Here is a 21,017-nt window from a genome sequence, read left to right as displayed (position 1 = left end):
GAAGAGGGGAGCAAGGCTATGGTGATGGCTGAGGATGCACAGCCCGCGCCAACAGAGACTGTGAAGATTTTGATTGCAGATCGCGTGGCTCAGGAAGGCATCGATTTTCTGCGCACTCACCTGCCAGAGGCAACGATCGATGTGCGCACGGGCCTTTCTCCCACTGAGCTGTCTTCGATCATTGGCGATTATACCGCACTCGTCGTGCGCAGCGAGACGCAGGTCACCCGCGAGGTGCTGACCGCCGGGAAGCAGCTGAAGATTGTGGCCCGCGCTGGGGTCGGCGTGGACAATATCGATCTGGAGACAGCCACACGCCTCGGCATCATGGTGGTCAATTCGCCGCTGGGCAACGTGATCGCTGCCGCTGAACATACGATCGCGATGTTGCTGGCTCTCGCGCGCCATATTCCCGCCGCCGACCGCAGCATGAAGGCTGGCAAGTGGGAAAAGAGCCGCTTTCTGGGCAGTGAGGTCCGCAATAAGGTTCTCGGCATCATTGGCCTGGGAAAGGTCGGCAGCGAGGTGGCTAAGCGCGCCCGCGGCCTGGAGATGGAGGTGATCGCTTTCGATCCCTACGTCTCAGCCGAGCAAGCCAGTAAGCTGGGCGTGCAGATGACTACTCTCGATGACCTGCTGCAGCGTTCCGACTTCGTGACGGTCCACACCTCGCTGACAGCCGGCCCCTCGGGGACGCGCGGCCTGCTCGGCGCCCGTGAGCTGAGCCTGATGAAACCCAACGCTCGCCTGATTAACTGCGCACGCGGCGGCATCATCGATGAGGAGGCACTGCTGCAAGCCCTCAAGGAGCAGCGTCTGGCCGGCGCCGCCCTCGACGTCTTCAGTCAGGAGCCGATCCGCGACCACGCCCTGCTTCGGGAGCTGGTGAGCCAGGAGCAGGTGGTGGCTACCCCTCACCTGGGCGCCTCCACCGAGGAGGCTCAGGTCGGCGTGGCTCTCGATGTGGCCGAACAGATCGTGACGGTCCTGCGCGGCGGCTTCCCACGCGCCGCCGTCAATGCCCCGCTCATCCTTCCCGAGACGCTAAAGGTCCTTCAGCCTTATATGACGCTGCTGGAGAAAATGGGGCGCCTCTATACGCAGCTCCAGCCTGGCCCGCTCCACCGCATCGAGCTTTCTTACAGCGGCGAGATCACGGCCTATGATCTGCGTCCTCTCCAGGCCGCGCTCATTAAAGGGCTGCTTGAACCTATCTCGGATGTCCACGTCAATATGATCAACGCTCCTCTGCTGGCCAAACAGCGGGGCCTGGAGATCACAGAACAAAAGTCGCCAACCTCGAGCGAGTTCGCTAACCTCGTGACCCTGCGCGTGCTGGATGTGAATGGCCGCGCCTCTTTTGCCGGGCAGGGTGAAGCTGAGGCCGAGCGCGTCGAGCTGCTCAGCGGCACGGTCATGCACGGGGAACCGCGTATTGTGCGGGTAGGTCGCTACTGGACAGAGTTTGTGCCCGAGGGCTACATTCTCTTCTGCCACAATCCCGATCAACCCGGCATGATTGGGCGCGTGGGAACCATCCTTGGTAAGGCCGGCGTCAATATCCGCCATATGGATGTTGGACCGATCGAACGCGCTCCGCGACCGCGTCGGCCCGGCGCCAAACCCGATATTGCCCTGATGATTATCTCTGTCGATGACCCGATTCCCGATTGGGCGCTGGCGGAGATCCGGGCCGCGGGCGATATTTTCGGCCTGACGGTGGTCAACCTCTAAGGCTCCTCTCCAACGAGGACCGCGCTCGCTTTGGGCATTCGGGCATTCGAGCAGCCTGGGCCAGAACCAGGCCCAGGCTCGCAGTGGCAACGGCCTCGCGCTTGCAACTGCCGCCCTGCCATGGGGCAGTCCCCTCCGGCTCCGACCAGGCCGCAGCCCTGGAAGGGACTGCCTTGCCTTCTCCGCCAGCATCGGCTGCGCTTTCGGTCCCTTATTGGACCTTGAGTAGCTGGCGTTCTTCCTCTTCTTCTCTTTGCGAGCTTTCCTGCAAGAAACGCCTCTTGAGCCGGCTTTGCAGGAGACGACTAATGCCAAATGAGCAGACCATCAGAGCCAGCAGAATCAGACAGGCTGGCAGCGTGTACTGCTGGATCAGCCCTACACCCCACCGCCAATGCTTCCCCAGGACCATACCGATCCGAATGATGGCTACGCACCAGAGCAAGGAGCCCAGGAACATGGCCGGCAGGAAGCGTTGATAGGACAGACGTGACATGCCCCCCAGAAAACAGGCAAAAGGACGAACGTAAGGGGTGATGCGCGAGAGGAAGATCATCCAGGCCCCGGCATGCTGAAACCACCCCTCAGCAACACTCGCCTTGCTCTCGTCAATACGCAGCAACTTCATCAGGCGAACCAGGGCCGGACGCCCTCCCCGTTCTCCAATCCAGTAGGCCAGGCAAGCCCCGGCACAGCTTCCAAGCAAGGCCGCTCCTGCCAACGGCCAGAAGTGCAGATGGCCAAGTGTTACCAGCGCCCCCGTGAGCAGCAGCAGGGTACTGTTAATTACTGGAATTCCACAGCTTTCCAGGAAAAGAAAAAGGGCAACTATACCATAAATAGCTATTGGATGAGCTTTAAAAAGAATATGGTCTATCAAGAACTGGATCAGTGTTTCTAGCATGTCGTTCCTTTCTGCTCAGACCAAACCATGCCAGTCAGCCAGTCAGTCGGATGGTCACTGCTCCCCACCGAGGCGATGACTTCCCGCCTTGCACTTCTGCTCTTGCTGAAGAGTATACAACAGAAGCAGCTCTTGCTAATCGATGGCGAAACAGTCACCCACGTGTTCCAAATCAGATCGTTATGTGCCCTGCTTACTTCATCCATAAGACGAGTGGGTGATCGCCAGGGTTGCAACTGCCAGCCCGAGCTGGCCTGAAGCGGTCATCCAGATTGGGCTGCAACAAAGTTGGCCTGGCAACGTATCATCTAAGCGAATGGCCTTCTTTGGCGCGAGACGAGAGCGAGCGCGAGCAGGTCGACCGGTCAGAGTCTGTCCTCGCCCCCGCTCGTCAGCCTCTCGCCTTTTCGCCAGAGTGGTCTTCGCCAAGGGGAAACAGCAGCGAACGTCAGGTCAGAGCGTCTGAGCAAGTCGGCGGGGGAGCCGCCTTTCTGTCCCGTCATCTCTTCGTTCTTTCTTTTTTGACCTCTGGCGGGACCGTTCGCCGCCTTAGCGAGCCATTCCAGTGCAGGCCCAATCAACCGAGCCGAGTATCCTTGCTCTAGCAACTTCCGCTCTCAAGAGGAAAGGAGTTTATCGATACATGACCGCCGTCACCCCGGCCTCTAAAGGTCAGCGCCTACGGCGGCCTACGCGCGCCGAGGCCCGCTTTGCTCTGGCAGTCTTGTTAGTCATTAACATGCTCAATTATGCGGATCGCTACATCCTGCCGGCCATTCTTCCACACGTCCAGCACGACCTGCAGATCAGCGACTTCGAGGCCGGTCTGCTGAATTCAGCCTTCTTGCTGGTCTATGGATTGACAACCCTGCCGTTGGGGATCTGGGCCGACCGTACCCTGCGCAAGAACATTGTCAGCCTCTGCGTTGGTCTCTGGAGTCTGGCTACGGCCATTACTGGGCTGACCCGCAACTTTGTCCAGCTCTTCATAACGCGCTCGGTTCTCGGCATCGGTGAGGCCGGCTATGCGCCCGCGTCGCTCTCGCTGCTGGGCGACTATTTCCCCCGTGCCCAACGTGGGCGCGTGCTGTCCTATTGGGCGGCGGCAACCCTGATTGGTTCGGCCCTGGGCTTTGTCATCGGCGGTTTGATCGCCGATACGCTTGGCTGGCGTTGGGCTTTCTATGTAGTTGGACTGCCGGGACTAGTGGCAGCTTTTCTGGCCTGGCGCCTGTATGAACCAGCGCGAGGCTCCTTCGAGGAGGATGAGGCTCAGGAGGAGGGCCAGGCCGCCGCCTCGACGCTGATGGCCGAGGGCCATGCCAGCCTGAGCGGCGATTTTTGGCGCCAGGCTCGAGCTATCCTGCGCATTCCTACCTACTGGGTCCTGCTCGGGGCCCTCATCTGTAGCTTCTTCACCATTGGCGGTACCTCGGCCTGGTTGCCAACATACCTGTTTCTGGACTTTCACCTGACGTTGAGTCAGGCCGGCCTGCTGGCGGGTGCCCTCCTGGTTGGGAGCGGACTCATCGGTACGGTCCTTGGCGGCCTACTGGCCGATCGCGCTCAGCGCCGTTTCGCCCAGGGCCGTTTACTGGTGGCAACGCTTGGCTTTCTGATCGGGGCCCCACTGGCCCTGCTGGCTCTCCTCTTCCATCAGCTAGCGCTCTTCGTAGTGACCCTTTTCGTGGCCGGTGTGGCCCTCAATTTCTGTACCGGCCCTTTGAACGCGGTGATCCAGGATGTGGTGCTGCCGGAGGTGCGGGCTACGGCGCTGGGCCTCGCTCTGCTGCTTGCTCATCTGCTCGGCGATGCCTCGGCTCCCGCAGTGATCGGTCTGCTGAAGGAGCAAAGTTCCCTCCACCTGGCTTTGCTGAGCACTGCTCCTAGCGCTTTGCTGCTGGCTGGCCTGGTCTGTCTGGTGGGCCTGCGCACGGTGGCGGGCGATATGCGGCGGATGCAGCGAAGCCTGGAAGAGCGCCGTCAGCCAACGACGGCGAGCGAGCACGTAGCCAGGTGAGGAACAGGCCCATCAGCTCCATCCAGGCGGGGGAATGGCCCCCTCCGGCGGCAAGCAAGGCCGATGAAGACTGGGGCTGCCCGCCGGAGAGCACAACAAAGAAAGAACGCCCTGCATGTGCAGGGCGTTCTGGCTTGTACTGGAGCGGGCTACGGGATTTGAACCCGTGATCTCAACTTTGGGAAAGTTGCATGTTACCGCTACACCAAGCCCGCGTTTCACTCTTGACGGCATTTATTATAGCCCCCTCTGCCACAAATGTCAAGAGGGGAGAGAGGGAATCTGCTGGCACTGCTTCCAGATCGCTGGAAGCCAGCGACCCGCTTTGTGATATCATGTCAACGAGCGGTCTCTTCGGGATTGGGCAGAAGCATCGCGATCGATCCCGATTCGATTGGGGGTCCAGGGTAGGGCAACGAGAGACGAGGCAGAAGGTAGCCAGCAAGCAGGAGAAGAGCGGGACCAAGAGAGCGCTGAGCGGGCGGCCAGGCAGAAGGAAGGTTCCTTCGGCCAAACGCCCGAGAGGAGGCAGTCATGGGCTTGCTTTCACGTCTGGCCTTGCTGTTGCGCATCCGCAGTAAGGCGGCCCTTGAGCGAGCGGAGGATCCGGCACAGGTGCTGGATTATTCTTATCAGAAACAAGTAGAGCAGCTTCAGCAGCTCCGGCGCGCCGTTGCCGATGTGGCAACCAGCGAGCGACGCCTGGAACTGCAACAGGGGGAGCTGCTGCGCCGGGCCGAGCGCTACGAGCAACAGGCTTTCTCTGCCCTGCGCGCCAATCGTGAAGACCTGGCACGCCTGGCTCTACAGCGTCGCGAGCTGCTGCTTGCCCAGCTCAACAGCTATGAGCAACAGCTTGGACAGGTACGCGCTCAAAAGGAGCAGCTGATTGAGCTGGAGCAGCAGCTGCGCTTGCGCGTTGAGAGCTTCCGCACGCAGAAGGAGGTCTTGAAGGCCCGTTACAGTGCCGCTCAGGCTCAGGCCCGCATCGAGGAGACGCTCGCCGGGCTGAACGCAGAGATGCTGGAAATGCGGCTTGCCCTCGAGCGCGCGCACGAGAAGATCCTAACGGCGGAGGCCCGCGCCAGCGCCCTCCATTCCTTGTTCGAACAGGGCGCGCTCGATAGTCCGCTCTCTCCTCCTCTGCTGCCCGCTGGCAGCGACCCCTTTGATCAGGAGCTGGCTCTGCTCGATCAGGACCGGCAAATCGAGCGACAGCTCCAACGACTCAAACAGCGGCTTCTGTCAGACAGGCCCACTTCAGAGGGGCAAGGCCATCTTCCCCCAGCAGAAGCGTAAACGCCTGGCGCCAAGGTCTGGCTCGGATGTCTGTCTGCCAGCATCTGGCCAAGCCAGTCCCTTGCCTGGAAACAAGCAGATGGAGCCGGTAACCCTCTGGCTTGAATTGGGAACCTGGCCTGCCTCCTCGGCCCAGCAGGCCCCTTCCTGGCAGGCGGCGGCTGACAGTCCTCCTCCCACGAGGCCCAGTCAAGACGAGAAGTAGCCTGGGCCGAGATCTAGCTGCTCTTCTTCTCCCTGGCCTTACGCGCTTTGTAGTAGGAGCGCGGTTTGGGACGGCGCGTCGTATCTTCGTATGCCGGTGGGGCGGCCTCCTCGCGCGCCATCAGCTCAACCTCGGAGTGATCTCCCATTAGCTCTTGCAGGTCATTATAGATGTCGTAGTTATCGATCACAGCTGGCATACGCAGCATGTGCTTTAACACTTGCATCTGAGAGATCTGGGTCCGGTCATATTTGGTGGCTTCAGCACGTTTGAGCAGCGTCTCTACCAGGGCAATACTGTCTTCATGGGCTCCGATGCTGTTCAGGCGCTCATGAATGACTTGCAATTGTTCGTATAAGTTCATGACGGCCTACTCTCTTTCTAGGGTAGCGGCTACCGCTTGCCGTTCATCAACCTCTATTATATGTTACTTGAACGGGTTGAGGAGTGACTCATCTTTCCCAGAGCAGCGGCCAGCCAACGGCTCGCCCTCCGGAAGCGGAAACCGGGGCTGATCGCAGAAGAGCCGCTTCACTGACAGATTGGTAGGCCGGGATGCGGGATGACAAGCAGGGAAACCACCCATGAGCTGGACCGGCCTGGGACTGGAGGTTCCTTCTTTGCGAGGAGAGAAGGGAGTGGGCGATGGGCGCTCTTCCCTGAGCGCCTTGAGCGGCGCGACGGCGGGCCGCTCCGGACAGACAAGGCGGCGAGAGCCAGCGGGCGAGGACATTTTCACGAGGACTGCCTCCACCTACCGCCGCACCTGCTTCGCCATACCATACTGGTTCGGTCGCCCGGACAATCCACCCGCCCAACCATTCCCGGCGTCGGGGGCCTCCGGCTTTAGCCGTGGGGAGGGGAGGCCGAAGTCATCCCATCCGATACGCATCTTCGTCAAATTTAAGCAAAAGCTTCAAGTATTCTTGATACATTTAGAACCCGTTGAGCCTGCTAATCGGCCAATGGCGGATAGCAAGGCGTCCAACGCGCGTACCCGCCTCCTTCCCTCGCGGGATATGAGCCTGCACAAGGTTCCCCGCTCGGAATTTCATGCACGACGTTGCGGCAACCACGGGCCGAACGGGAAACCCGTCCTGGTCCGTCCCGCTCCGGCGTCGTGTCCCAGGCCCCTTCGCCCCAATCCGCCTCTGCGGGTCAAGCTGCACACCCTCTCCCAATTCGCCCGCACAAACCGCGTCGATCCAGTGTTTCTTCGCGTAGCTCTGTTCGCTCCGATTGCCTTGCGCTCGGCCTCCCGATCGCAACTCGACCGGCAGGCCGAGCCGCATCGATCGCTCGACGGTCACCCACCGGACCGTGTTCACCGCCGCTTCTCGCCGAGGAGGCCTGAGAGGCCTGCATGGCTCAGAGAAAGGGGGCTTGCGGAGGCGATCAATCGGCCGCTTCGAACCTTCCAATCCTCCAGCCATTCTGTCGGCATCCGCTTCCCCTTGGCCTCGTTGCCCGTCCAGCAGACAACCGCCAGGGTGTTCCCTCGGTGGGTACCACCTCGCGAGCTGGGGTGGGGATCACCTGGTCAATGTTGAGCACTGCGTCTCCCGAAGCTCCTCCCTGGCAGGCGCACTGGTGGCCGATTGAATCGCCCGCCACAGGGCCTGGAGCTGGCTCGGGCACCCCAGGGGTGTGATGACCAGCAGACCGGAGTTCCACAAGGCAACCAGCCTGCGAACCTGGGCTGGTCACCCTCGGGCCTGTTCACCACAAGCCCCCGGCCGAAGCCGGGGGTGGTTGACTATCCCTATAGACCACCCCACTGTACTAGCGTACCACGACCCCACGCTGATGATGGTGATTGCGACGCGCACGCCAGGCGCGCCGTGGAGGATCAACCAGCCAGCTCCAGGCACACTGCGCGACGTAGACCCCCAGGGGCAGACGGGGCGTCGGCACCTCCTGGCCACCGGGTGTGGCCTGGCGCTGGAGAATGGCCTGGCGCAGCTCCTGGGCGCTTTGTCCGGGGAAGAGGGTATAGGCGACACCGATATGCTGCCAGAAATGGGCATCGCTTCCACCCACTTCGGCAAGCTGCCACTCCTGGTTAGCCAGGCGCACCATGTGGCGCTGCGAGGCATTGGCAGGCGAGGGATTGTACATCTCGAGGGCATCGATGCAGTAGCCCTTGTTGAGCAAGCCTTCAATTCTGGCCCGGCTTAGACTTGGCACCAGGCGCCCAAAGGGATGAGGCACAATGACCAGTCCTCCCTGAGCTTTGATCTCGTCGATAGCCTCCTCCACCGGTCGCTGGGCGCGAGGGGCCTTCTCGACAAAGAGGCCCAGGAGATGGCCATCGCGCGTGGTGACCTCGACTCCGATCACCAGCTCGAGCGGTGCCGCTTCCTCGCGGCCATCACCATCTGGGCCCAGGGCCTGCTCCCTGGCAAGCAGCTCGGCCACACGCCAGGCCCCCTCAAGATGGTCGTGATCAGTGATGGCGATGAGGCGCAGACCGCGGCGTCGCGCCTCCTTGATGACCTGAGCCGGGCTGGCCCAGCCGTCGCCGAGGTTAGTATGCATGTGAATATCTGCACGACTGTATCCAGCCGCAGTCATCAAAGCTATGGTGCTGGCTGAGCTCGTCTTGTGATCATTGGCTGTCGCAAATGAGAGATCCTTCGTCACCTACAACTCACTCCTTGTGATGCTGTTCCTCAGAATAGAGCGGCAGCGCGATGTAGAAGGTCGAGCCTTCGCCAGGAATACCTTCGCTCTCCATCCAGATCGAGCCACCCATCGCCTCGGTGAGCTGGCGACAGAGATATAGCCCTAACCCTGCACCGCGCTGCATGCTGTTGAGAGCGTTGGGTAGGCGCATAAACCTGGTAAAGAGGCGCGCCTGATCTGCTCGCGAGATCCCTGGTCCCCAATCTCGCACCGCAATCAGGGCGAAGCCATCCGAGGGCGGCCTGGCCGGGCGGTGCTGGCTCGCCAATGAGGGGAGACTGCAGAGTTCTTCCCAGCTGAGACGTCGCGCACTGATGGCAACGGGCGATCCCGCTGGAGTGTATTTGAGGGCGTTGCCCACAATGTTGAGGAGGATCTGACGCAGCCGCAGATCGTCAGCCCACACCTGCAGGTCCTCGGGAACCTCGATGTGCATGCTGCGCTCCTCACGCACCAGGATCGGTTCCAGAATCTCCAGGATAAGCATGACGGGGCGAATAACTTGCACCGGCTCCATCTTGAGCATGACTCGATCCTGGTCGATGCGACTGGCGTCCATTACGTTGCCAAGCAGCAGGACTAGCTCTTCGCAGGCCCGGCGCGCGTTGCTGATGAAGCGCGCCTTGGCCTCTTCGTCGAGGGATTCCCCAAAATCTCCAAGCAGTTCCAGATATCCCTGAATAGCTGTGAGCGGCGTGCGCAGCTCATGTGAGGCGGTCATGAGGAAATGATTCTTGAGACGCTCTGATTCCTGCGCTTGCTTGAGAGCTTCGCGCAGTTCCGTATAGAGCTGCGCATTGTTCATGGCGATGGCGGCCTGGATACCAATTTCTTTCAAAAGCTCCAGGTGCCGCTGCGTGTAGGCATGCGGGCGATAGGACTGGACAGAGAGCAGCCCCAAGACTTTTTCTCCGTAGCGCAGCGGCACAAAGAGGATCGATTCCGCCGCCCGGTTACTACCGAGGAGATTCGCTCCCTGATCGCCGGCTGCCAGACCGGCAAATTCAAGGAACTCGCGGCTTGTCGTTAAGAGAAGCCCTACAGGCTCGTGGAAGAGGATATCGTGTGTCTGCGGCAAAATGAGGCCGAACTCGACCGCTGGATACTTGACCCCATCATCGATAAGGAACTCCATTACCAGCTTCTCGCCCTCTGCGTCGCAGACATAGCGGGCAATATAAAAGGCATCGACGGGCATCATGGGCGCGACCTGCTCATAGATGGTCTGGTAGATGCTCTGCAAGTCCCCAGGATCCTCGGGAGCCGAGAGCGCTCTACCGATCTTGACCAGAGCTGCCCGCTCTTCGCTGTGTCGCTTCAGCTCCTCGTAGAGCCGTGTGCCCTCGATAACAATCGCTGCCTGGTTGGCAAATAATTCGAACAGTTCCAGAATCTCCAGCGTTGGGCGCAGGCCGCTGAGGGGTGAGTCTGGGGTGAGAAAGCCGAGCAGAGAGTTATCGGCGCCGCGCAGGGGCACGATCAGCAGGTCTTCAACGTGCCATTCGGGGCCGAGGTCCGGCTCGCTCAGGGGTGTGGAGTCCAGAGGCACCGGCTCAACCTGGTCATCGACGATGATGAAGAAGCTGGCCAGGGTGGCATCCCGCCAAATGGGGTCGCCTTTGGGGATAAAGTAGGAGTTGCCGATGCGATAGCGCTCACAGGTCAGCTTGTTGACCGCCTCCTCGGGTAGGGGATGCTCGATCAGGTAACGATGCTGCTCCGGCGAGAGGCCCGCCGAGGCTCTCGCTTCAAAAAAACCAGCCCCGTTGTTGAGGTAGAGCGCTGAATAGCGAAAACGCAGCGCCTTACAGGCAGCTTCCGATACGCGCTGGAGCAGCGTATCGGTATCCATTCCCAGGCGTAATGAGGCACCGATATCAATAATGTGGCGGAGCAGCTCCCGCTGTTGCTGCTCTAAGTTACTCTCCTGCTGCCTGGCTGAGCGTTGTTTCACACGATGCATTCCCCTCTTCATACCTGAAGACGAGACGAAACCCGCGAGTCAAGCTCATTATAGCACAGTCTTAGCTCTCTCCGACAGGTAGGCTCTTCGTTCCAGGTCAGAGGCCGCTTGCTGCCATCGCTGCTTTCGGCAACGGCTTCTGTGGCTGTCCGGCGCGCAGGGCGGACCGGCTTGCCTTTCTCTGGCGGAGGCGCTATGATAGGCGAGCAAGGTCGGTCCGTCCTTGACGCCCATGGGGTTGAAGGACCGGCCTCGTGATGCCTGGCTGGTGCCGGAGCCGGTGTGAGTCGAGCAGAGACAGAGACGCGCATATGCAGATTGCCAGTCCCGCTAATCCTCGCATTAAAGCGATTCGGGCCTTGCGCCAGCGCCACGAGCGCGAGCGCAGCGGCTGTTTCTTCATCGAGGGCATTCGCCTGGTAGCTGAGGCGCTTCAGACGGGGGCCCCTGTCGAAACGCTGGTGGTGGCTCCCTCCCTGCTACGCAGCGACTTCGCGCGCGCTCTGGTGGTGCAAGCCCAGACCAGCGGCATACCCTTGCTGGAGGTCAGCGAGGCTGTCTTCAGCAGCCTTTCGCAGAAGGAGGGTCCCCAGGGTCTGGCTGCCGTGGTGCGCCAGCGCTGGCTGCGGCTGGAGGAGCTGCGCCTGGGACCCGGCGACTATTGGGTGGCCCTGCACGCCGCCCAGGACCCTGGCAATATTGGAACGATTTTGCGCACTGCCGATGCGGCTGGCGCGCGGGGAGTGATGCTCCTTGATCATTGCGCCGATCCACATGATCCCCAGGCCGTGCGCGCCAGCATGGGCGCTCTCTTCTCTCAGGGCCTTGTGCGCGCTAGCTTTGCGGCTTTCTGTCGCTGGAAGGCAGAGACCGGCTGCCCTGTCATTGGTACCTCTGGACAGGCCACCACTGACTACCGCAGCCTGCGCTACCCGCTCCCCTTCGTCCTGCTCATGGGCAGCGAGCGCGAAGGTCTCTCTCCCGCTCAGCAGGCTAGCTGCGAGCAGGTCGTCAGCATTGCCATGACGGGCCGCAGCGACTCGCTCAACCTGGCGGTCGCCACAGCCCTGGTGCTTTACGAGGTCTTCTATCAGCAGCGTTCCCTCTAGCTAGCCAGGTATACCGTACAGCGTCAGCCCTTGAGGGCCTCCTGCCTCTCGCTTACAGGCTGGGCCGCCTCGGTGGCTGGCTCAATACTGACGAGGGTGCTGTGAAAGGTGCTGCCGCCGTTGAAGTCGGCCAGCCGATCGGAGGTCAACCAGTTAATGTTGCGTCCATCGGGACTGAAGCGTGGCCACCAGACTGAGCTGGCAGCCAGTACTCCGGGCCGCACCTCATCGCTCACTTCGGCAAAGACCAGGCAGCTTCCTCGCTCGTTCCAGAGGCGCACCAGTTGACCATCCCGAATGCCGCGCGCCCGGGCCTCATCGGGATGCAGGCGCACGCTGGGCCGGCCCTCTTTACGCCGTAAGGTAGTCACATTGCCAAAGCTAGAGCTGATGAAGTGATGTGCGCCCGGCGAGACCAGCACCAGGCGTCCGCTCTGCCCGCTGGCGTGCTCGGTAAATGGCGATTCGGCATCGGGGACCCAGTCGGGCAGGGGATCGTAGCCCAGTTCTGCCGCTTGCTGCGAGTAAAACTCTACTTTGCCGGAGGGGGTGCCAAAGCGTCCATCGGCAAAGGGGACGCGCTGCTCTTCCGGAATGGAGAGTGCCACCCACCCTTCGCGCTGGAGCCGCTCCAGGGTGACATCCGCCAGAAGTGGCGAGCGCGCCGCTGTGGCCTGCAGCACGCCCCGAATAACGGCTTCCGCATCTTCGTGCAGCCAGGGTTCTTCGAAGCCCATCGCCCGGGCCAGCCCGCGCATAACATCCCAGTTGCTGCGGGCCTCCCCTAACGGGGCAATAGCCTGGGCATTGTACTGCAGAGCCAGATGCCCATAGGCTTTGTGAAGATCGGTCTGCTCAAGCTGGCTGGTAGCAGGGAGGAGGATGTCTGCGTAGCGGGCCGTGTCGGTCTCGAAGAGGTCGTGCACCACGACAAAGAGATCGTCCCGCTTGAGTCCTTCGACAATCCTGGCAGCGTTGGGAGCAGAGGCCACCGGGTTGGCATTATAGACATAGAGGGCGTAGATCGGCGGATCTGCTTCCCCGGTGAGTAAGGCTCCGAGCCGGTTCATGTTGAGAGTGCGCGGCGCCGGCGGACAGGCCGGATCATGCTCGTGTTTGACGGCTTCTGCATCCCAGTGAAGCCAATCGCTGGTGCTGTACATTACTCCTCCACCTGCCAGCCCATATTGCCCGGTCAGGGCCGGCAGACAGAGCAGCGTTCGGACAGTCTGCCCACCATTGGTGTGGCGATTGATGCCATCGGTGACACGTAGCATGGCGGGCGCGGTGGTGGCATAGGTCACTGCCAGCTCGGTGATTGTTTCGACCGGCAGGCCAGTAATCTCCGCGGCTCGCTCGGGCGGATAGCGCATGATGCGCTCGCGCAGCCCGTCCCAACCAACGGTATGGGCCTCGATCCAGGCCTGGTTATGCAGGCCCCGAGTGACAATGACGTGCATCATGGCCAGAGCCAGGGCGGCATCAGTGCCAGGATAAGGCTGGATATGCAGGTCGGCAGAGCGGGCGGTCAGAGTACGCACGGGATCAACGACGATGACGCGCGCTCCCTGGCGCTGAGCCTGGCGCACAAACGGCATGATATGCGGGGCTGTGCTGGCCGGATTGCTGCCCCAGATCAAGATTAGCCGGCTCTGCAGCAGCATCTCCGGCGAGGGGGCCAGACGCCAGCCGATGGTGAGACGCACGGCTTCCTCGGCTGCATAGCCACAGATGGCGCGCTTCAGCCGTGAGGCCCCGAGGCGATTCCAAAAGCGCGAGTCAGCCACGGCTCCATTGACTAATCCCAGTGTGCCCGCATAGCTGTAAGGTAAGATACACTCTGCCCCATGCTCAGCGATAATCTGCCGCCAGCGCTCGCTGATCTCGGCCAGCGCCTCCTCCCAACTGATGCGCCTGAAGGAGCCACTGCCCTTGGGCCCCTGGCGACGCTGCGGATAGAGCAGGCGCTCAGGATGATAGACACGTTCCAGATAGCGGTTCACCTTGGCGCAGAGCCAGCCGCGGGTAATCGGATGGTCAGCCCGTCCGCGTACGCTCAGCGCCCTACCCTGCTCGTCGACGACGGTCTCTAGAGCACAGCCGTCGGGGCAGTCGTGAGGACAGGCGCCGTAGACGACACGCTGAGAGGCCAGTGTTGGCTGTCTGCTTTCATCAGAAGTTGCTCTCACCATGCGGAACAAGCTCCTCTACCAGTGAAGGGGATGCCGGCCTGGCTCGCGGTCGAGACCTTGACCAGCTTACTTACTCTTTCTGGATGCGAAAAACCAGCTCTCCGGGAAAGGAGAAGCGTTCGAGCCGCCAGCCGCAATCAGCGACCAGAGTTCGAAAGCGCGCTTCATGGTGGGCCGCCATGCCTCGCTTTCCACCACCCAGGCTCTGCCCGGGGAAGGAGACCAGCAAGTAGCGCGCCCGAATAGCCCGCAGGAGCCGCAGGCCGGCCTCCGGCTCAATATGTTCCAGGCAAGGCAGGACCTTCAAGACAAAGGCCAGATCGACCGTCAGGTCCGGTGGGGCCTGGACAATATCGCAGACCGTGACCTCGCCAGGCACCCCCAGCACTTCCAGAACAGCCTGCAGAAAGGATGCCAGGTCCTCATAGATATCGCAGGCATAATAGTAGCAGGCCGTCTCGCCCGCGCGGAAAAACGGCATCCAGGGCAGGGCCAAAGGATGAAAACCACAGGCCAGATCAAGCACTCGCCTGATAGGAGGGAGATCGGCCAGTAAGGGCTGGTAAAAGGTAGTCAGCAGATCGAGCCGCTCGCGGGTCGAGGCATGCCAGGACATCACACGCCGGCAGACAGCCCGTAACTGTTCCTCATCGCCGCTTGCACGCGCCTGGCGAAGCTCCGCCAGCCAGCGTGCATACGGGGCAGCTCCCGTCAGATACATTCCGGCAATCTGGTGCAGCCGGCGCTTCGTTGCCTTGACCGCCTCCTCCAGGTTAGAGTGCAGGACCAGCTCACGGGCGCCTAGATAGGCGATCGTTCCAGCGTAGAGCGAGCGATACTTGCGGCTCATCCGCACCGTCTCAACCAGTTGCCTGAGCCGCTCGCTGCTCGTGCTGTTCTGCCACTCGCTCACCATGCAACAGTTTTCTCAGGCGCTGCATCAGCTGCATCATAAAGCGCAGGTTATGGATAGTCGCCAGGCGCAGAAAGAGGACATCATTGACCTTGAAGAGATGATGCAGATAGGCCAGACTATAGCGCGAGCAGCAGAGACAATCACAGAAAGCAGAGACCGGCCGCCGCTCGCGGCGTAGGCGTTCATCGCTGAGATAGACATAGGTAAACCACGACCCATCGGGATCGAGACGACTGGTGAAGGGATCCTCTGTAAAGCAATACAGGCGCGCATGGCGAGCATCCCGCGTCGGCATGGCACTGTCGAAGAGATTGTACCCCATAAGGGCGCAAGCCACCACATTCAGAGGGTGACCGATCCCCAGGCCGTGCAAAGGAAAGCGCGCCGGGATCAGCTCGCGCGTCCAGGCCACGATCTCGCTCAATAACTGGCCCTCGCTATCCAGTGGCCAGCCACCGAAGCCAAAGCCGTCGAAGCCGATCTCTAACAGCGCCTCCGCACAGGCGCGGCGCAGGGCAAAATCGCCCCCGCCCTGGACAACGGCAAAGAGCAGAGGGCGCTCTGCGGGCGACAGCCTCTTCTGTTCCACCAGGCGCAGAAACTCAGCCTTGCCACGCCGCGCCCAGGCAATCGTCCGCTCGACCGACTCGCGCTGCCGCGCCGGCGGCTCATCAACGTGCGTGCAATCGTCCAGGCAGACGACCACATCGCTACCATAGCTGCTTACCTGTAGCTGGATGCTCTTCTCGGGCGTGAGGAGGAAACGCCGCGTCGCCCCCTCTGGCTGAAAGGCCAGTCCCTTCTCGGTCAGATGACCGTAGCGGGCATTCTGACGGATCAGCGAATAGGCTTGAAAGCCGCCCGAGTCGGTCACAATCGGACGCCGCCACCCGCTCAGGGTATGTAGCCCACCAAGGGCCGCTACCGCCGAGGAACCAGGGCGCTGCATCAGATGAAAGGTATTCATCACCAGCGCCTGAACCCCACACTGTTCCAGATCGAGACTGTCAACGGCCCGCACAACGCCATGTGTTGCATCGGGCAAAAAAGCGGGCAGGGAAACCATCCCATGCGGGAGCGCCAGCGCTAGACGCTCATCCAGCTCATCCACACTCATCGTCACAATACCGCCCTCAACTTGCTTGCGGCTGCGCCACTCGTCTTCTTCAATGCCTGTACGATACCATAGGCTGCGGACACGGGTCAAGCCAGGCCGGCCCCGAAACCAGGCTCCTGCTGACCACCGAGGCCATCGGAGGTGAGCCAGTCCAGGACCACATCGGACATGTGGGCCACACTATCCTGGCGCTGTGAACAGCGCGGCAACGAATGTAAAATCAATTGCCCATACTCCTTGGAGATCAGGCGTCGATCAAAGATGATGACGCTGTTGCGTTTGCTACCGCTCCAGGCCAGGCGATTGAGGGTTCGACGCAGCCGAAGGGCGGCCACCGGCACGGTCATCTGATGCAGCTGATCCGCATACTGCTCGGCGCGCGCGGCTAACGGAGGATCGTTAAGGGCCGGCATGGGGAGCCGAGGGATAAACAGGCAGGCCGGCAGCGTTGGTAGCTCTTCGACTCCTTCCCAGAAACCGCCGGCGCCAAAGAGCATGACCCGTGGCTGCTCGGCGAAGATCTGCCAGAGCTGGCGCGGCGAGCCGTCGATGCCCTGGCCCAGCAGCAGGATATCGCGTGCCTCCAGGGCCGACTTGATGAAGGCATATGAGCTGCGCAGGGCGGCGTGAGAGGTGAACAAGACAAGGATCTGCCCCTCCAGAGCCTCAGCCATCTGCAAAATGGCCTCATCGAGGCGCCGTTGATACTGAGGCATATTTGGCTCTGGAACATCGTTGGGAATATAGAGCAGGGTTTGAGCACAATGATCGCCCTCCAACGAATAGGCTGGGCAGTGTTCCATCTCCAGCGCCAGCCGGCCCCGGGCAAACGAGAAATCGCCGGCCACCGCCAGGGCCACTCCTGCCAGAATGGTCGCCCGCTGGGGATGAAACAGCAGGCGTTTCAGCATGGGAGCAACCTGGATTGGCTGACCGTAGAGGGCGGGGGCATGCTCTAATGGTTGCTCTACAGCAGGAGTCGCTGCAGCGCTCTCCAGGCCGCGAGGCTGCGAATGCCAGGGAGCAGGAGGAACGCGCAGCCAGTAGACCATCTCACCCTCTGCCAGAGTAAAAGCCCGATCTCCCTGTTCCTTGAGAGTGCGCAGACGCTGGGCACTGATGGCAAACTCGGCCGCCAGCGCATCGGTCAACGGTCCGCTTCCGGCCCGCTCCTGGCGCGTCCGCCCGCGATTGCCGGCCAAGAGGAGGCGCTCAGCCTCCTGGGTCAGCTCGATCACGGCCTGCAAGCGCTGTGAAAGTTGACGCCAGGCATGGGCGGTCTCGTCCCAGCTTTCCAGGTTCAGCAGGGAGCGTTGGAGACGCAGGGCCTGATCCAGGCGCTCCGCAAAACGCGGATTCTGGCCTTGATTGCGGGCCGTTTGAGAGCGCCCACGCTCATGGCGAGCCCCCTGGCTGGCAGCGGAGGTGTGCAATGCCTCATCCACGAGATGCGTCAGCGCCGTGAAAAACTGATTGGCTGCCCCACAGGTCTGACGGAGGACCTGGAACCAGGAGAGCAGGCGTGTGTCCAGCTCTGCCCGCGTAACGGTCTCGGCAGCCCCAAAATCGGAGGAAGCGCTAATGGAGAGAGCCGGCTCTTCTCGCAAGGCAGGAGCCGCCAGGGCCAGCAGCCCCTGATAGCGCCCATTGGGCAGCTCGACCCCCAGCGTTTGCAGGAGGGTCAACAGGCGGCTATGGCTCAGCTCGACGCCGCTGCGGCGGGCCCACTCCTCTTCGAGAAGATCGGCGTCTAGAATGAGGCGATAGGGGATTTCCCGTAAGAGAGAATGGGGAGAGGAGAGATCATCGAGTAGCCCCGCAAGGGTTGTCACTACAATCTGGGCCGCCCGTACGCGCTCCTCGGCCCGCTGATAGAAACAGTAGCCCTTACGACGATAAGCGCAGCGCTCATAGATGCAGCCCAGGCGCTCATCGCTGGCCACCAGGCGCTCCCCCCCCGAGCAAATGCGCTCCCAGGTCGCGACCTCGTGGGGCAACAGCGTCAGCTCCCCCCGCTCACCGGTCAGGGTCTCCTGGGCCCAGAGCGTGAACTTTGCAAAGGCGCGAGCCTCTTCCGGGCGCGGTCCCCCACCAGCCCGCACCTGGGCCGTCCCAAACCAGCGATGCAGACAAAGGTAGCCGTCGCGCTCAGCCAGATAGGCCACCGTACAATGTGCACCCAGCAGCTTCTGGAGGCGAGGCAGGAATGTATCCCTGATGCGATAGGCCATCTGGGTCGATGCACAGGCGATCACCAGGCGGGGCAGCGGAAGGGAGGCGACCCTTGCTTGGGCGGCAGTCTCCTTCAGCCATTCCAGAACCGCGAGCAGAAGCGGCAGGTAGTCGTCGCTGCCGAGCGTCGCTTCGACCAGAGCCGTCCCAGAGCAGGTTAACGTCTCATGCAACTGACGCCGCAAGGCTGCAAAGTCATCGAGGCGCGGACGCTCGCACTCCGAGCGTTTGGCCTCGGCCAGAATCTGAAGCCCAGCGAGCGCCTCTGGAGAGCAGAGCCGAACCAGGTGAGACGAGAGATCAGAACCAGTAGCGGAAAGGGAGGCGGGCGGGCGGGCCGGCTCAGGAGGGGGATCAGCAGCCAACGCCAGGAGCGGCGAACCAGCACGCGCTACGGCGAACGAGAGCACGCGCGGATCCATCCCTAATTGGGCGGCAAAGTGTTGACCAAGGCTTCCCCAGATAGGGCCACGCTGCAATCCCTGCTCCCGCTGGCGCTCGCGCAGCTCCTGACGGAAAAAGGTCAATAGCGGCCAGTCGGGGGGAGCATCGAGATGAGCCAGCTCCTCAAGCGCAGCCAGGTCGATCGCTTGCAGACGCTCATAGAGGGCCAGAAAGACATGCATCGCCAGCAGGGTATCGGCCATAGCCCGATGTCGCTCCGGCGAGCTGGGCACTCCCAGAAAACGCGCCACATAGCTCAGGCTGTAGCTCGGCAATGAGGGCAGGAGCACTGAAGCCAACTCGAAGGTATCGATCAGCTGATTATGGTAAGCCAACCCCTGGCGGCGCAAGAAGCTCACGTCAAAAGGGATGCTGTGCCCAACAATTGGAAAGCTGCCGACAAATTGCTGGAGCTTGCGCGCGATGGCCTCAAAGGAGGGCATCCCGATGAGCTGTTGCGGCGTAATGCCCGTCAGACGCTGAACTCGATAAGGGACGGAGCGCCCCGGCGCCACCAGCGTCTCAAGGCGATCGAGAATCGTGGTACCCTGGAACTTGACCGCAGCCACTTCGAGGATGGCATCTTGCTCCACATGCAGGCCGGTTGTTTCCAGGTCAAGGGCGACCCGGATAGGCGGCTTCTTCCCCATAGGAAATCTTTCACCCAGTCAGGCGGCACCGGAAGCCCCAGCGTTCACGCCTGGGGAGGAGGCGCCGCGCCCTCCTTCCTTTCGTATCGTGTACCCGTATCCATCTGCCTGCTGAAGCAGGCAACCCCACCTCCACGAAATCCCATCCGATCCGCTCGTCCCACCCGCGATGATCCAGAGGCGCGCACGGCCACAGCACAGAGCCACTCTGGACGCCGGTGCGCTTGCCCGTCGGAACTCCCACAGGGCCCAGATCCCCCGCTCAGCTTTCGCGCGGGAAGCCGTGGACCTCCCTCCGCGGTCGCCCGGCACCGCTGCCCGCGACCCAGCGCCTTGCTTTCCAGAACCGGGGCCTGCCAGCCGGAAACACCGGCCAGAGCGCCCATGCCCAGGGTCGCCAACGCCTGCGCCTTCGGGAACCCAGCCCGTCCTCGGTTCCCCTTCGTCCGCCTGCCCGTCCGGGAGCGAACCGCTCGACCCAGGAGGTGCAGACCGTTCCGGATCGCGTGGCCCATCGGGTTGACGGCCGCAGCCTCCCACAGCGGCCCCTTCGCCCTGGCTGGCCCTTCCAGGTGGCTTCCAGATAGCCATCCTCCCTCCGCCGTCCGGTTCCCTCTGGCCTGGTTGCAGGCCCGATAGACGGCAGGGAGGGTCCTGACCCGATCCATGCCGCCTCCCGACTGCACGATGCTCTGCTCCAGCTCCAGCGGCCCGTTCTCTGCGCCACGGTGCCCACAACAGCGTCCCCACCTTGCTGGCAGGTACTCGCGGCCCTCATGGCCGACCAGCTCGCCACGCTGGTGAGGAGCACCAGCGCTCTCCCCAGGCTGGAGCGCCGGCGTCTCAAAGCGGACGGTCTCGGCTTCGATCCCGATACGAGCAATGGAGGCCAGACCCCGATCCCAGCTCGCCCAGGAGAGGAGGTGCTCAATCCGGCTCTGCAGCGAAGGCGGCGACCATCCATTGGCTCTCCGGCGATGGGTGAGCCGTGAGGCGCGGGAGGCCGCGCGTTGCTGCCTCCGTTCCCGGCCGGCATCTCCACGCTGAGCGAGCACCGCCCAGCTCAAGGCATGCTCGCAAGGATCATCCACCGTCCCAGTGACCTTGCTGCCAGGACCGAGCGATAGCCCGTCGGGCTGCCATGTGCCTCCTTCAAGTCGTCGATCTTTGGGCCGACTCGTGAAGGGCGGGAGCCGGTGGACGACGGCGCCTCCGGGCTGTAGGAACAACGGTGCTCGCTGCTCGGAGCCAGCAATGAGCGGCTGCCTGCTCTTCTCCAGCACAAACGCCATGATCCTTCCCTTCCTTTCGGATCGGAAGCCCTCACGGGGCCGGCAGCGGGTCGGGCGGACCCTCCTGGACCGCTCTGCTCGCCCATACTGCCAGCCAGTCCTCCGTCTGCTCCGGCCCGTTTCGCCGACACCCTGAAGCCTGTCTGCAGCCGGAGCTTCCCGGGTTCGGGACAGGGGAAGCATCCCGGAATGGGACGTTGGCCTGTCGACGACAGAGCGGCTTTCTCGCCCTCTCCTTCGGCTCAGCCGCCTGGG

General features: G+C 62.1%; 13 protein-coding genes and 1 tRNA gene. 4 read left to right on the top strand and 10 right to left on the bottom strand.

Annotated features, from left to right (window positions below; genetic code table 11):
- The first annotated feature begins 18 nt into the window (after window positions 1-18).
- On the top strand, window positions 19-1,734 hold the full coding sequence (gene serA, locus ACFMO7_RS04320; protein ID WP_376794298.1) for a phosphoglycerate dehydrogenase: 1,716 nt from the start codon (window positions 19-21) through the stop codon (window positions 1,732-1,734).
- A 211-nt stretch (window positions 1,735-1,945) separates the two neighbouring features.
- Here serA and ACFMO7_RS04315 read toward each other — a convergent pair whose 3' ends face one another.
- On the bottom strand, window positions 1,946-2,638 hold the full coding sequence (locus ACFMO7_RS04315) for a DedA family protein (protein ID WP_376794297.1): 693 nt from the start codon (window positions 2,636-2,638) through the stop codon (window positions 1,946-1,948).
- Between the two features lie 643 nt (window positions 2,639-3,281).
- Here ACFMO7_RS04315 and ACFMO7_RS04310 point away from each other — a divergent pair.
- Window positions 3,282-4,658 (top strand): spinster family MFS transporter, encoded by a 1,377-nt coding sequence (locus ACFMO7_RS04310; protein WP_376794296.1) that lies wholly within the window; start codon window positions 3,282-3,284, stop codon window positions 4,656-4,658.
- 140 nt (window positions 4,659-4,798) lie between these two features.
- On the opposite strand, the gene ACFMO7_RS04305 is transcribed toward ACFMO7_RS04310, so the two are convergent.
- Window positions 4,799-4,873, bottom strand: a tRNA-Gly gene (locus ACFMO7_RS04305).
- Window positions 4,874-5,192: 319 nt separating this feature from the next.
- On the opposite strand from ACFMO7_RS04305, the gene ACFMO7_RS04300 reads away from it, so the two are divergent.
- Window positions 5,193-5,957 (top strand): PspA/IM30 family protein, encoded by a 765-nt coding sequence (locus ACFMO7_RS04300; RefSeq protein ID WP_376794295.1) that lies wholly within the window; start codon window positions 5,193-5,195, stop codon window positions 5,955-5,957.
- A 218-nt stretch (window positions 5,958-6,175) separates the two neighbouring features.
- Here ACFMO7_RS04300 and ACFMO7_RS04295 read toward each other — a convergent pair whose 3' ends face one another.
- The 3 genes from ACFMO7_RS04295 to ACFMO7_RS04285 form a co-directional block, all read right to left on the bottom strand.
- Window positions 6,176-6,526, bottom strand: a complete 351-nt coding sequence (locus tag ACFMO7_RS04295; protein ID WP_376794294.1) for a hypothetical protein — start codon at window positions 6,524-6,526, stop codon at window positions 6,176-6,178.
- 1,418 nt (window positions 6,527-7,944) lie between these two features.
- Complete coding sequence (locus ACFMO7_RS04290; protein WP_376794293.1) at window positions 7,945-8,736, bottom strand: CehA/McbA family metallohydrolase; 792 nt, start codon at window positions 8,734-8,736, stop codon at window positions 7,945-7,947.
- A 76-nt stretch (window positions 8,737-8,812) separates the two neighbouring features.
- Window positions 8,813-10,801 (bottom strand): ATP-binding protein, encoded by a 1,989-nt coding sequence (locus tag ACFMO7_RS04285; protein WP_376794292.1) that lies wholly within the window; start codon window positions 10,799-10,801, stop codon window positions 8,813-8,815.
- 320 nt (window positions 10,802-11,121) lie between these two features.
- Between ACFMO7_RS04285 and ACFMO7_RS04280 the strand changes: the two genes are divergently transcribed.
- Window positions 11,122-11,919 (top strand): TrmH family RNA methyltransferase, encoded by a 798-nt coding sequence (locus ACFMO7_RS04280; protein WP_376794291.1) that lies wholly within the window; start codon window positions 11,122-11,124, stop codon window positions 11,917-11,919.
- A gap of 23 nt (window positions 11,920-11,942) precedes the next feature.
- On the opposite strand, the gene ACFMO7_RS04275 is transcribed toward ACFMO7_RS04280, so the two are convergent.
- The 5 genes from ACFMO7_RS04275 to ACFMO7_RS04255 all read right to left on the bottom strand — a co-directional run bounded on the left by ACFMO7_RS04275 (window position 11,943) and on the right by ACFMO7_RS04255 (window position 20,762).
- Window positions 11,943-14,111 (bottom strand): molybdopterin-dependent oxidoreductase, encoded by a 2,169-nt coding sequence (locus ACFMO7_RS04275; RefSeq protein WP_376794290.1) that lies wholly within the window; start codon window positions 14,109-14,111, stop codon window positions 11,943-11,945.
- Between the two features lie 70 nt (window positions 14,112-14,181).
- The gene (locus tag ACFMO7_RS04270) at window positions 14,182-15,027 is read right to left on the bottom strand and encodes a 16S rRNA methyltransferase (RefSeq protein WP_376794289.1); all 846 of its coding nucleotides are present in this window, start codon (window positions 15,025-15,027) and stop codon (window positions 14,182-14,184) included.
- Complete coding sequence (locus ACFMO7_RS04265) at window positions 14,972-16,144, bottom strand: tRNA-ribosyltransferase family protein (protein WP_376794288.1); 1,173 nt, start codon at window positions 16,142-16,144, stop codon at window positions 14,972-14,974. Before ACFMO7_RS04265 ends, ACFMO7_RS04270 begins: the two co-directional genes overlap by 56 nt.
- A gap of 86 nt (window positions 16,145-16,230) precedes the next feature.
- Window positions 16,231-19,470, bottom strand: coding sequence for an exonuclease domain-containing protein (locus tag ACFMO7_RS04260; RefSeq protein WP_376794287.1), 3,240 nt, complete (start codon window positions 19,468-19,470; stop codon window positions 16,231-16,233).
- Window positions 19,471-19,514: 44 nt separating this feature from the next.
- Window positions 19,515-20,762, bottom strand: a complete 1,248-nt coding sequence (locus ACFMO7_RS04255; RefSeq protein WP_376794286.1) for an RRXRR domain-containing protein — start codon at window positions 20,760-20,762, stop codon at window positions 19,515-19,517.
- Between the last annotated feature and the right edge of the window lie 255 nt (window positions 20,763-21,017).

The organism is Thermogemmatispora sp., from assembly GCF_042408735.1.
In the GTDB taxonomy this organism is placed as follows: Bacteria; Chloroflexota; Ktedonobacteria; order Ktedonobacterales; family Ktedonobacteraceae; genus Thermogemmatispora.
This window is presented reverse-complemented; position numbering and strand designations above follow the sequence as displayed.